Here is a 13,735-nt window from a genome sequence, read left to right as displayed (position 1 = left end):
TTTTCCGTCTTTGAATTCCGTCTATGTTGCTGCCATTCATTATGAAACTCAACTTGTATCAACCTGTTATGTGAATCGGCATATAGTTGCGGGGTCGAATTACGGAAAAATTCCGTATAAGAGAACAAAGTACAGATTAGATTAACTTGCTCTATTGGTGTACTGCTCAGGTGTTCCGTTTGCAGGTTCTGTGAAGGTTTGGTGCAAAGACGTGTTTGCCGAGATAGACGTCAGCACGTCCTTGGACAAAAGCTTGCTAGAGATTTTGCTAGATTAATAACTGACGGATTACATATAGTATCGAAAACGCACAGATCGCAGGCTAGAGTTTTTCACACTCGGTAAAAGCGCCACATGTTGGGAGTCTGCCTTGAACCACTTGTTAGGGCTTCAAGAAAACTTCTTTCTTATGTAAACTGTCACCTATGCCTATATTTGAGTACCTACTATAAGTGGTACCATCGAAACTCGGCTGCAAGATAATAAAATTATGAACCTACATTGGGTAAAAATATGGGCCAAATGGCTATGGATCAATCTGATAGTGGCGGTGTCGCTGCGCTTAAAGGTTTTACATATCAGAACTTAGCAGCTGCTTATTATGTTCTCAGCATGCTTCGAGATAAATCACTAATATCCGTACGCTGCGAAGTTGTAGATGATATTGACTTGGTATACGACAACAGAATCGAATACGTCCAAGTCAAAACAACTGACGGTGACTCTAAATGGTGTATCAAAGATTTTGCTGAAGCTACTACTAAAACCGTTCCTCCTTCGGGGCGTCAAAGGGTCAATCAGACTATCAGTCAGGAAGACTCAATTCTGCATAAATCCATCCAATGTGATAAAGATAAATTACCAGGCTTTTTTAGGATATTGACCCCTAGAGAGGTCACCGATTCTCTTCGATACCTTAAGGTCCCCTTAAGTGATCGAGGTGAGAAAATCCAAGAAAGAGCACCTCTGTTAAAAAGACTGACAGCTGCCGTCAATCGTCATCGCAAAAAACTTCCGCCGTTTTGCTCCCCGAACGGCAATGACACTGAATACTGGCTGGATCATGCAGAGTGGGCCGTTATTCCAAATCGAGAACACCTTGAGCTACTTTGCACAAAGCTCATCCTACAATCAGCCCACCAGAAGGGTATTTACTTATGTGCGAATGAAGACCCTGAGCGTATTCTTGCTTCGTTGCTAAAAAACGTAACGGATAAAGGAGCAACTTCGAGGGTACTTAAGACCGTAGCGAACAAGTCTTACCACCGAAAGGATTTCATCCCATGGTTTAATGCTGAAATTGAGCATTATGCAAACCTCAGTAGTAGCCATGTAAAAGTGTATGCAACCAGTCGTGCTGAGCTAAAGGCTATTCTTTCATCGTTTTTCCATGATAAAGAGATGTATGAGCTTGTGGGTGACAAATCATGTATTGGCCTTCATGGGCAGTATCATCAGAGAAAGTACAGCTATAACATCATTGCTAAGAACCTGCACCAATGGCTACCTGAAGTTCTGTTACTGCCAGGGGAAATTGCAGACAATACCCCTGAAAACCTTACGAGAAAGTTTTCTACCTTTACAGAGAGGTATAGTAAAAACGTCGATTTTATCAGCAATCTAGTTTCGAAGGCTTTATTACATTCTACGATCAGAACTGAGTATAAATCGCAACCAATAGCTGCAGTGTTACACATCGATGATGCCCAAAGGACCTGCTTTGATAATGTCCATATTGTTTTAGAGGACCATACTCCAGATAAACTAATAATGGGGTTTAGCGAGCTTATTGGCACTGATATTGGAGAGTCGCTAGTTGAAATTGTCACTAACTTTGATGACCTAATCGAATCGGAAGCTTTTTCAAGCCAGAAAGAAAAAATACTATCTTCAAAAGATGATAGCTACTTACTTGAACACGATATAGACGAGATACTTGCACCAAATAAGTCTTTGGATGACTGCCTAGACAGGTTACGGTTTGTATTTTTTATTGGGTATGAGTCAAACCACCTTAAGTGCAATAAGAAGGAAATGGAGGAAACTTACTTAGAAGAGTTGGAAGGTGAAGTCATCCATCAATTTAAGGCTCTCATCGACCAACTGATTTTAAAAAATGATTTCTGTGAAGACTTACACATTGAAGTCTACCTATATCCTATTCCGTCATTAGCCTCTCTTATCAGTGCAGTTCAGAAACAAGGGGAATCGCAATGGACTCTAACCTAAACCCTCAACTCTGCCTTAACGATGTTCAAAACGAACAGTTAAGTGCTTTCTCTTATCTAAAAAAAGCTAGCGACTGTCTATCATCTCCACAGTTGAATGCGCTGGGTCGAGAGTATTTAATTCGAGCATTAGATCAGTTGCCATTGTTTGAAGGGCAGAGTGTATTATTACAAAATTTACTTCGAAAGGCCGGGTTGTTCCCATACATCAAAAAATACTTTCCTACTCTATCACCTGAAAAAGAACTTGTACTTGATATATACAGAAGCAACTTTGACGACAATTTCATTTTCCACTCAATGCAAGCTAAAGTATTTAGGCTTCTAACGTCTGGACAAAACGTTGTATTGAGTGCTCCAACAAGTATGGGTAAAAGTGCCATCATTGATGCTCTGATTGCAGAGCGGAAGTTCAGCACAATTGTCATCGTAGTTCCAACAATCGCTCTTATCGATGAAACTAGGCGCCGGATTCAGAAAAAATTTGGCCACGAATTTCAAATCATCCATCATGGCTCTCAGCTAAAACGTAAAGATAAAGTCATTTATATACTGACCCAAGAACGGGTCAATGAGAGAGATGACTTGCGCAATATAGACCTATTCATTATTGATGAGTTCTATAAGTTAGCTTACAGCAACGATGAGCCATCGCGGGTTATCGCCCTAAACATAGCACTAAGTAAACTGCTCACTATCTCCAAACAATTCTATATGATCGGGCCATATATCGATGCTATTCGAGGAATGGAGAACTTAAGGCGTGACTACACATTCATCCCTTCCGAGTTTAATACCGTAGCTCTAAACATTCACAAATATGACATTGCTGCAAATGACATTGAAAGCAAGAATGAACAGCTGACTAAGATTGTAGAAAAGCACCAAGAACAAACTATCATTTACTGCAAATCTGCGACTTCAATAGCACAGGTTGCTCAATTCCTTAGCACCTTAGAAAGCGTGAAAGACAGAAAACTTGGGCCACTTAGGAAGTATCATAAATGGTTAGTCAATAACTATGGTCAGGATTGGACCTGCTCCAAGGCATTAACCAACGGCATTGGCATTCACCATGGTGCCCTCCCTCGTGCTATTCAGCAAAAGTCTATCGACTTGTTTAATTCAAAGCAGATAAAGTATTTGCTTTGTACCTCAACAATGATTGAAGGCGTAAATACAGCGGCAAAAAATATTGTGATTTATGACAATCGCAAAGGTTCACCATCAATTGATAGCTTCACACACAAGAACATCTCAGGTCGTGCTGGGCGAATGAACCAATACCTTGTTGGTAACGTTTTCTGTCTTGAATCTATTCCGGACAAAGAGGCACAAGTAGTAGAGCTTCCCTTAGGTCAGCAGAACGATAACTCACCAATTAACTTGTTGGCAGGAATTCAGCCAGATCATCTATCTGACCAAAGCAACCAAAGTCTTAATCAATTTGTGAAATTGTCCGATGTACCTATAGAGCTCATCCGTAATCATTCGTCTTATAAGGTAGAAGTCATTTCCGACGCATACGAATTAATAACAGAACTATCCGTTTCTGATATGGAACTAATAGCTACAATGACTAAGCCAAGAAAGTATCATCTAGGATTGCTTTCCCGCTTTATCAAAACAGTTGAGAGTGGCGCACTCAGTAAAGTTAGCCTTCACTTCTACGACAATGATGACCTTCAAAACCGATTGAGTTGGTATATTTATGCTGACAACCATAGCTCATATATAAAAGACCGGATTCGCTATATCTACAAATCACGAGAGGATGAGAAGTCACGATCTGAAACTACCGATAAAGAACTGAAAATTGCGAGAAACATTTTTAAACACGCTGTTACTAGAGCATTGCTCCTCTTAGAAGATCTCCTCAACTATGAGATGATGAACTTAGACATTCCACATAAAGCAGATCTAGGTTATCTAGTTCATTTGTTTGAAAACAGCCACTTGCCACCGTCATTCTCAGCATTGGAAGAAATGGGGATACCTATAGAGACTCTAGAAAAGCTCACTACTGAACGATCAAGCGAAGCAAACATTGATGTTCTCACTAGGTATTTACGGATGTACCATAAACATTTCACTAAGCTGAGCTCGATAGATCATAGCTTTATCAAACAAGCCGTTTATTAGTCATGAACGTCGTTAATGTTTAAGATGGTAAAAACTGCAATTTTGTATTGGTCTACTAGGGTGGGCCAAGTTCTGAGTTATGAAGCGCCGACTACGAAGGTTCCTCATCAGCGTTGTAAGGGGTACGGTAATGACCTGCTAACTGCAGCACCAATACGGTATCTGCTACTGAACTAGGTCATGAAACAGCTTGCTAGCAATTCCATCTTTATCCAAATTAAGATCCCGAGACTTTCTTGATACTGTTTGTTTTGCTTACGATAGGTCAAGCATGCTGGCGAGTCTGAGCATCACTCACACTATGTTAGCGACAGTCAGCATGCTTGATTTTTAGGTGCGGTCTATGAAGAAGATGCGGAACGGTTTTTAAATCGTCTCCAAGTTGAGATTGAAACGCCAGCGAGTTCGCATGCTTTAACTTGCGATAGTTGGTTTACCTCGATGTACTTGTCTACCTCTAAACACTTGTCCACTGTTTCTTGAACTTGTTGTTTACCCCTAAAGTTCGCCTTGTTCTGAGCTATGCCTTCAGCTTGTCGCCTACGTCGGTCGATGTAGTCTTTTGAGGCCATTGCTGCCAGAACATCGAGCATCAAGTTATTTATCCCTTTTAGGACGGCGCTCATAACTTCGCTGGTTAATTGGTCTACTGAAGGGGTTAATATTTGATAACTCGTTGGTAAATCGATTGCGACCACTTTCAACCCATTGAATTTCAATTTATCTTTGAGCTTTTCCCAATCTTCAGTTTTCATTCGTGTTAAACGGTCGACTTGCTCCACTAGAAGAACGTCACCTGCGAAAGAGTCTTCAATTAGCCGGTTGAGTTCCGGTCTTTCGTAAATTCGACCACTGGCCTGTTCTACGTAAAATTGCTCGATACCGTGGCCGTGCGAATCTGCAAAGTTGCGCACATATTCTTTAGCTCGCTCAGCATTCTGTTCGCTAGTCGATGCTCTTAAGTAAGCTCTAATTTTCATCACTACCCTTAATGTGTCTTTTAGATACCTATAGGCACTATGGTTCATTTAGTTACTCTAGCAACCTATATGAACGTGATTGGTTCATGGTGGACTAGGGTAGACTTATATGAACTAGTTTCTTTGAAGTGGATTACTCTAGCCACTCGAATGGCTTTACTTGTTCAAGGTAGTGATCAAATGTGATTGTTTCGACAGCCTCCTTGAGTTTCTCAAGTTCAGCTTTGCTACCGTAACGGTCATACGTAATTGTGCCGTTTTCGTGTCCAACCAAAGCAGCGGGCACCGCGGCGAGTACACCAGACTGTTTAAAATGGTTGATAAAATTGTGTCGGAAGCTAGAAAATCTTTTTTTCTCTGCTGAGAGATTAATTAGCTTAGAGAAGTATCGACTAAACCACTCGCCATGATTTTTATAATAACCGCCTTTTTTGCTATACGTTAGTTCAGGAAAGAGTAGTTCATCTGAATGAAAACGTTGAAGATACTTTTCGAACCCTAGTGACAATAGTGTTGAATGCACTGGTACTAAACGCTTAGCTCTTCTATTTTTCAACGATTGATCTTCATCTGAGTTTGATAAGGCAAAATGCAAAATTCCATGTTTGCAATGAATGTTCTTCGCTTTTAGTTGTGCTATTTCATTTGGACGCATACCTGAAAGTAGCGCAATAAGCGGCAGCCAGAACTGACTGTAGTTATAAATTTTCTTTGTTTTGTGTCGCTTTATCGTATGTGATGTAAAAATAGGCTGAGAGAAAATAGTCAGTAGATCTTTTTTCTCAAAGGGGTTTACGTCATCACATTCATAGTAGTTCTCCTTTCTCGTTCCTAATCCACTGAAAGGGCTTTGTGTTTTGACTATGTGTTTATCTATCCACTTGTAGATAGTAGCCGCCTTTTCTAAATAACGGCCAACAGTGCTTTCCGAGATAACTTCTCTTCCCACATTTTCATTGATTTTTATCCACTCGGAAACAGGGTACGGACGGAATACCTCCTCGTCATGCTTTGAACTTCGAATTTTAGGTAGCATTCTTAGCTTTTCCAAAGCTAAATCTCCATCGTCTACAGTCAAACTAGTTACATCAAACTTGCCTATTAGCTCATGAACTAATAAACACATCCTAATTGTTTCTAGCGCTTCAACAGAGTTACCATTCTTATCTTTTTTCAGTCTTATATCGTTGTTTTTTCTCCGTAAATATTTTTCACAGAGAACTTTAATGTCGTTAGCATCAACGTTGTAATCTATTAATGGCGTGGTACTGCTCTGAGACGTGTGCTTAACGGTTTCCAGTTCATGGAAATGCTCGCCTTCTACAGTCGGGGTCTGTGTACTTTGAGCCGATTGTGGGAGAGGATTATTAAGCATGGATGCTACAACAAGATTGATTTTCTCGTATTGAGTAGTTTCGATAGCGTGACGAGCTTGCAGCATTAGCTTGTAGTGGTCTTCTAAATAACACAAAATTGTATCGTGTGTAGTATCCCCTAAGTTGGGGTAGCTATGCTGAATCATCTCCATTCGTTTTAAAGCTCGAACTAACGGAGACTCTTGCTCTGGGTATAAATCATGGATGAACTGTAGCGTTTTGAAACCGGCTAAGTTTGAAATCCCAATACTTGGCTCTGGGGTACGGCGTTTAGTGCACTCTTTGAGCATATCATGCACCTCACTTGACTCACTCAGCTTACTATATGCATGAAGAACGTCGCTCGAATTTTGATTAGCCAGCATTATGATCTGTGTCTGAATGGACGATAAGTCCGACATTAAATCTGAAGCTTCTATCTTTGATTCGCTCTTGTTGTGCTCTATAACGCCAACGACCATTAATTACCTCTCCAAGTCATTGTTTTGCAACCCAGTTGGGTACGCAAGTGTAAATCTATAATCTAACCAGCATCGAACAATTCCATGTTCAAGTGCTTAGGTCTGGGAAACTCAAGCCGAAAGATATCGTAGGGAAGTGTGAGGGGGATTAGTGTGCGAGCATTCTGCGAGATAGCTCCAGAGAATATAGAATCACTAGGGGGTTAACCAGTGTCCGCATTCATGGACTCCTTCGTACGGAAGTTAAAGTAGAGGTTGCTAGTTGAATAGTATGGGCGCGCCGAAGCAACGGAAGTGTTGGCACGACGTCAAACACAGAAATGCCCCATTACTTGTTTGGAATGATTCAACACACTTCCATACTTGTTGGGAACTATATAATCTAGAATTAAACAGTATTGATGAATTACACTGTTTTATCTAAAATACGCCTAAAGAATGGAGAATTTTTTGATGCACAAAAACTCAATAGTTAAAATAAAATCAATTATTGACATAATCGAAACTCATCAGTTATATGTAACTCGTGAGCATATTATTGCTCTTTACTTTATGGAGCCCAAACAGTTCACTAAAGTTGAAAGACAGATCAATGCTCAAACTAGACCAATAATAAAAGCAACTTTCAACCAAGCATTTATAGATCGAAATATCGTACTAGACGATAATACGCTTGCCAAAGTTCAAGAGCTCGAAAACTCAGGAGATCTAGAAAAAGAGATACAAGAAGATGACTTACCATGGGTCTCTGATTCAAGCCTTGGGATTGAAACAACAAGAGTTCAAAGAAAATATAATGTTACTCAGCAAATTAAGCCTTATCGCAGAGACAGAAAAGATCATAGTGAAGTGCGCTCTATGGTTGCTATGTCTCCCAAGGCTAGTCCCCCAGAAAGAACAACAGAACCTTCTCGAAATACGCAACAATCAAATATAAGCACTAAGTTCGAAACACTCAGTGAAGTACAGTTTGAACAGTTCTTGAATACTGCTTCATTAACAAGCATACGAAAAATACTTAAAAATGAATTTGTGATACTCACAAGTATTCAGCAGCATCAACTCAAATTAAAATTAACAGAATCTTTAGAAAAAAAAGATACTATAAAAATAAAAGAATCAAAAGTTAAGGTAAGAAATAATCAAGCACATTTTCGTGAAATTGTATTAAGCGCTTATAAAGAGAAATGTGCGATAACTGGTATTAATATTAAACCTATATTAGAAGCCGCACATGTAGTCCCAGCTAATGGCAACAATGATACTATCGAAAACTCAATATTGCTAAGTAAAAATATGCATGGCTTATTTGATCGTTTTCTTATTAGCATCAATCCTGATACTAACAGGCTTGAATTATCGGCTTGCCTAAAGGGTAAAGGCCTCGATAGACTTCAGGGCTCGCTAATTCATCACAAAGCCTCTAAGGCAAACTTACAATGGCACTACGGCAACTTTAAAGGGTGACCCAAGACTTTTATGATGCAGATCGAAGCTGAAGTACCTTTCATTAAAACCGTAAAGTCTGAACTTTCTAACTAGACAATGTAAAGCATCAATCGATGTCTACATAGTTTGTACATTTCCGCTAACAGTCTCATCTGATGGCAAAGTGAAGACCGTGCCAACGAAAGTAGTGTGTTCGATACTTAATGGCACCGACTGTTAATCACCGTGAATCGACACCGACATGATAAATGTTCGTTAGCAAGAGTGCGTCCATCCCCCTTGCCTGAACCTAACAGGATATTACTCTAACTCTACATATTCTTTACATCATCGAGTCAGTCAGAACTGAGCTAACTCATTTTTGTCCAAAGGTGTGCTGGCGGGGCGTGCAACACGAAATGGCCCCAAACCTTCACGGAAACTGCAACCGGAACACCTGAGCAGTACACCAATAGACCAAGTTAATCTAATCCGTACTTTGTTCTCTTATACGGTATTTTCCCGTAATTCGACCCCGCAACTATATGCCGATTCACATAACAGATTGATACCTGTTGAGTTTCATAATGAATAGCAGCAACATAGACGTAATGGAAAGACGGTAAAAGTCCGTCTTTAAAGCATTATATTTACTGGAGGAATACGTGAGATATTCAATCGTTATGGCTACTTTAGCTATCCTTTTACCAATACATAGTTGGGCCGACACTACTATCTGTAAGGTGTCAGATGAAATTGGAGCGATTAAGGCAATTTCATGGGACTCAGAGTCCCGTTCGGCAAGCGTTAAAGATAGCCTGGGAAATGAGCATAAAGGCAAAGTGACTCACTCAAGGAAACACAGTGAAATGGGTGAGAAAGTGAACATCTATATCGTTTACGATGAACCTTTTTATGGTTCAGACTCTTCAGAGTTCATTGTCTTTCCAGTTAACAATAGCCACAGAGTTATAGGAGTCTCTTATATAATTAGAAATGGCGAAAAACACTTGGATATATCTAATGGTAATTACTCAGCGACTTGCTTAAGCATGTAAATATAACAAATTGCTCAAGATGGACTGCCATAGCGTGGCGGTTTAGCTTTGGTATCACTAAGTGTTTAAGGCGTTCGTATCAGGTACAGTGGTCTGGCTGCCACTTAGCAGGGCGTTATGCTCAATCCGGACAATATTCCATTTTAAAATAGGTTAAAATCACGTGAAAATTTCAGAGTTCGAAATAAGAGAAAAAGTCGCTGCCAACTTACATCTATTAGATAGGAATCTTGTTCTAGTTAAGCAAGAGTACCCTATTATTCTTCCTGATGGGAGAAAAGGGTTCGTTGATATTCTAGCGAGAGATCAATTTGGTTGTTATACGATAATAGAGATTAAAAAAAGTAACCAAACTGCTCGTAGTACTGTTCAACAACTCTATAAATATGCTTCTTTCTTCAAAAGTAAAAATAGATTAGAAGTATCTCAAATTAGGTTAGTGGTTGTTTCTACGGTCTGGGATGAGCTAAATGCTCCATTTAGTGAGTTTAAAGAGTTTTCACCGTATGAAGTTAAAGGATATATGCTTGAATATGGTAACTCTATAAAGTTAGAAGAGGTTTCCCCTGACTTTGTTTGTGGAAATACAAAGCCATTAAAGAGCTTTTATTTTTTCAGGTTTCCAACTCGTATAATTAGGGATGAAAATCAAGAAATACTCATTTCATTATTAAAAAAAATGCCATCAATGAATACGGTCGTTACTTCTTTAGATCTTGTTGAAAATGATCCTAGTATTGCGAAGCTATACGATTTAGTCGATAACCCTTATGGGATATCGATGGTAAGCTTTACTGGTAATTCATTGCAACTTGAAGATGAAGTGATGAAAGTTCACCTTGATGAAAATTATAATATTTCAGATGAGTTAGAGTCATTCATGATCTCTTGGGAGGATTCAAACCCAGAATCAAAATACAGGACTCACTTGATTAAGAAGTTAATAGAAACGTCAAATGGAATTAATTCATTTAAAGCTTACGCTCCACACACTTTAAATAATATAATGTCAATATGCGATGTCGCTGGTAATGCCATTAAACTTGGGCCTATGTTTGAAGATGACCTTTTTACGCAAGAAGAAATATCAAATATGTCTAATGGTTTCTCTGGTCTTCATCCATATATATTTAAGTCTTCAAGTACACCTGATAGACCTGAGCATTTCAATACGTTCCGTAAAAGTTTGAAAGAATTTCTTAAATATAATTTAGGTTGGAGTGACTCAATACAGAGCTTACTAAATGATATCAATCAGAATGATATAGTTCATATTACTGCTTATAATCCATTAAATATATTCGGTTTGTTTAATGATGTTTATGTTAAAAATACATACGATAGAGTTCCATACATAAAAATAGGCGTTGAAACCACGGATGGTTTAGATGAATATCATGGGGGTATTTTCTGGAATGGTATGCTCGTAATCGAATCACCAGAGCCATTAATTAAAATTGCTTACCCTAGCTTAGATATGTTTCGAGTGAGAAGCGTGAATCAATATATGAACCATTACGATGAAAAACTATCGCATCTGTTGGGGTTAAGCTATGAGTTGATTCGATCTTCTGATAACTTTAGGTATTCTTATTTCAACCAAAGTTTTGAGAAGAATAAGCTTATGTCAATCATTGACTATATCGATACTAACAACATTCTTATTGATAGGGTTGGTGAACTATATGAGGAATTGTCTATAGGAATTGGAAATAGCAATGGCTTTGTGGTTGTTAATTGAGCATAGCAAAGCAATCAAGGTGACCCGTTATACTCGGTAGTTTTGGTATGAAGTATGGTGCGCTTTGCTGGTTTTGCGTGGGCACCTTATTGCAGGCGTTACTTTTTCAGATATGGACTAATCCGTTACATTCTAATTTAGTAATGTAACAGACTTGGTTTTGTCTAAAGGCGCGTTACGCTATCAATATAGCTACCAAAGAGCCGCTGCCATTAGCGGCTCTTTGGTAGCTACGTCAAGACTCCCACTAATCCCCTGAAACTTTGACTACTTTTGCCTTATGAGAGCTGCTCCATTACAGTCAAAGACTAGTTTTTCTGGGACAGCGCTACCGCTTTGTACTTTTTCAGTCAGGTAGCAGTTAGCGGTTTCGGATAAGAATACCTCATAATTTTCATTCCTTATTCCCACGTAAAGCAGAATTGCTTCTATGACTTGAGAGATGGTTAACAGCGCTACGGCTAAAACCACGACCAGTACTAACATTATTGAAGTTTTGAGCGTATCGTGACAGCGTCGTTCTTGGTTAAACATGTGACAATGTTAGCCCGACTCTACGTGCCCACAAGCTACCAAGCGAGCCAAAAAGAATTCACAACACCGTCAATGAAGTTAAGTTTCTACCATACACACATACGATAGCCCAATGCAGGGTTTCGCTTTTGCCTACCTAGGCTTCAATGGAGAAATCTATACCACAACGACTTCGTCTAATTTCAACGTAGAAATTAGACGAAGCGACAAAATCGACCGCTCGTACAAGGAGAACGGGCAGTGCAGAACATTACTTATAGAAGTAGCTGGAAGTTCAGCGTTATTAGGTGATCGAGAAACGGTGGTAAGCATATTTTTATTGGCGTTATCACTCAGACTGCCAACTCGATACATAACGTGAAAGTACAAACTTAAGACATAGCCCCTGATGGTGGAATCAACGCCTAATTCAGCTGTCGACTGAGCCATCAGAGACGTCATTTTTAGAATAAAAATGTCGTCACCTCTTATTTGGTGAGGATGCAACAAGCCCTCGATTCCGCACATGGAAGAGCATCAAATAACTACCGACGTAAATCATTTATCGCTACAGCCGACTGGCTGCGCAATCAGCTATGTAAAACGCAGGAGACATTATGAACAATTGATAGAGGAGACTAACTTGACAAAAAAATACATAGGACATCGTCTAAAAGGGGTAAGGGATTTTACAAAACCAAATTACTCTCTAGGTTCAAGAGATATTGAAAAAGCTCTAATCAATGCCAGTCTTGAACAACAGGGGGGTATCAAATCCAATACCCACATGTCGCGATTGCCAGCGCTTAGGGATTTTTCTAGATTTTTGAAGGCAGAAACAGAGATTAGGCGGCTAAATCATATCGATAAATCCGTGGTTCTTTTGTATGGAGAGCACTTAAAGGCTTTATATGAAGAGGGAGCGTTTAGTGCTGTCACAGCAAGAGATTACCTAAGCCATGTTAATCGTTCTTTAGCACAGGCCAGAGGAGACGACCAATGCGTTGTGAGAGCGACTCTTGATCTTGGCTTTGCGCCGAAATCAGGGATAGCCTTGGTTGATGGGTCAGTGCCCGATGTATTACACCAAAAAGTTTTAGCTGGCGTAACGGTCGAACTTCAATTGGTGATGCAGCTACAACGCTTTTTTGGAATGCGATTTCGAGAAGCAAGCCTATTTGATGCACAGCAGTGTCTTAGGGCAATAGAAAACGATGAAATACCTTCCATAGTCCGTGGTACTAAAGGGGGGCAACGGCGACTAATTCCAATTGAAACTGCAAAGCAATACCAGCTTATTCAAGAGGTTGCTAACTATCAGAAGCAAAGCGGTTTTAGAACGCTGATTCCCGAGCGGTTCAGTTTTAAGGCTTTCCAAAGTCATGCATGGCGAGTGTCCACGACGATAGATGCGCATTACAAGACTCATGGTGAGCGAAAATATTATGCTTGTGCCTTCTATTTAGACAGGGTCGGTGTTCCTTGTCCCGTTCAGTCAGGGATTTCCCATGGTAAGGCGCACTATCAATTTATAGCAAATAAACTGTCGATGACTTTGCAACAAGCAAAGGCTTTAGACCTAAGTGTTCGCACAGAGCTGTCTAAGAGACTTGGACATCATCGCGTTGAGATTACAAACGCCTACCTAGGATAATGCCGTGAACAAAAACACTTTTTCACAAGTAATGACGATCATGGCACCGTATCGTAAAAAAGGCATTCCTTTCCGCCAGAAACAAATCCGACGATTAATTTCGATACTGGAGGATATTTTTCAGCACGAGAAATACTTAGGCGAGCAACTCCAC

8 protein-coding genes are annotated in these 13,735 nt (G+C 39.7%); 6 read left to right on the top strand and 2 right to left on the bottom strand.

Features of this window, described 5'->3' with window-relative positions:
• The first annotated feature begins 501 nt into the window (after positions 1-501).
• Complete coding sequence (locus MMA19_RS20285) at positions 502-2,229, top strand: dsDNA nuclease domain-containing protein (RefSeq protein ID WP_240207081.1); 1,728 nt, start codon at positions 502-504, stop codon at positions 2,227-2,229.
• The gene (locus tag MMA19_RS20280) at positions 2,214-4,370 is read left to right on the top strand and encodes a DEAD/DEAH box helicase (RefSeq protein WP_240207080.1); all 2,157 of its coding nucleotides are present in this window, start codon (positions 2,214-2,216) and stop codon (positions 4,368-4,370) included. The genes MMA19_RS20285 and MMA19_RS20280 overlap by 16 nt, the downstream gene beginning before the upstream one ends.
• A gap of 341 nt (positions 4,371-4,711) precedes the next feature.
• Here MMA19_RS20280 and MMA19_RS20275 read toward each other — a convergent pair whose 3' ends face one another.
• Positions 4,712-5,350 (bottom strand): recombinase family protein, encoded by a 639-nt coding sequence (locus tag MMA19_RS20275; protein WP_240207079.1) that lies wholly within the window; start codon positions 5,348-5,350, stop codon positions 4,712-4,714.
• Positions 5,351-5,483: 133 nt separating this feature from the next.
• Complete coding sequence (locus tag MMA19_RS20270; RefSeq protein ID WP_240207078.1) at positions 5,484-7,016, bottom strand: site-specific integrase; 1,533 nt, start codon at positions 7,014-7,016, stop codon at positions 5,484-5,486.
• A 624-nt stretch (positions 7,017-7,640) separates the two neighbouring features.
• Here MMA19_RS20270 and MMA19_RS20265 point away from each other — a divergent pair.
• The 4 genes from MMA19_RS20265 to MMA19_RS20250 all read left to right on the top strand — a co-directional run bounded on the left by MMA19_RS20265 (position 7,641) and on the right by MMA19_RS20250 (position 13,581).
• Positions 7,641-8,654, top strand: coding sequence for an HNH endonuclease (locus tag MMA19_RS20265; RefSeq protein WP_240207094.1), 1,014 nt, complete (start codon positions 7,641-7,643; stop codon positions 8,652-8,654).
• Between the two features lie 626 nt (positions 8,655-9,280).
• Positions 9,281-9,673, top strand: a complete 393-nt coding sequence (locus MMA19_RS20260) for a hypothetical protein (RefSeq protein ID WP_240207077.1) — start codon at positions 9,281-9,283, stop codon at positions 9,671-9,673.
• Positions 9,674-9,836: 163 nt separating this feature from the next.
• Positions 9,837-11,414 (top strand): endonuclease NucS domain-containing protein, encoded by a 1,578-nt coding sequence (locus MMA19_RS20255; protein WP_240207076.1) that lies wholly within the window; start codon positions 9,837-9,839, stop codon positions 11,412-11,414.
• A gap of 1,039 nt (positions 11,415-12,453) precedes the next feature.
• Entirely contained in the window at positions 12,454-13,581 is a 1,128-nt protein-coding gene (locus tag MMA19_RS20250; protein WP_346657543.1) for an integrase domain-containing protein, read from the top strand.
• Positions 13,582-13,735 lie beyond the last annotated feature (154 nt).

The sequence above is a fragment of the Vibrio sp. CyArs1 genome (assembly GCF_022432925.1).
In the GTDB taxonomy this organism is placed as follows: Bacteria; Pseudomonadota; Gammaproteobacteria; order Enterobacterales; family Vibrionaceae; genus Vibrio; species Vibrio mediterranei.
The sequence above is the reverse complement of the archived record's forward strand: the minus strand, read 5'-3'. Positions and strand labels throughout refer to the sequence as shown.

Coding starts and splice junctions, on each gene's coding strand:
- MMA19_RS20275 (WP_240207079.1), bottom strand. CDS start 5,350: ATGAAAATTAGAGCTTACTTAAGAGCATCGACTAGCGAACAGAATGCT.
- MMA19_RS20265 (WP_240207094.1), top strand. CDS start 7,641: ATGCACAAAAACTCAATAGTTAAAATAAAATCAATTATTGACATAATC.
- MMA19_RS20250 (WP_346657543.1), top strand. CDS start 12,454: ATGGAAGAGCATCAAATAACTACCGACGTAAATCATTTATCGCTACAG.
- MMA19_RS20270 (WP_240207078.1), bottom strand. CDS start 7,016: ATGCTCAAAGAGTGCACTAAACGCCGTACCCCAGAGCCAAGTATTGGG.
- MMA19_RS20280 (WP_240207080.1), top strand. CDS start 2,214: ATGGACTCTAACCTAAACCCTCAACTCTGCCTTAACGATGTTCAAAAC.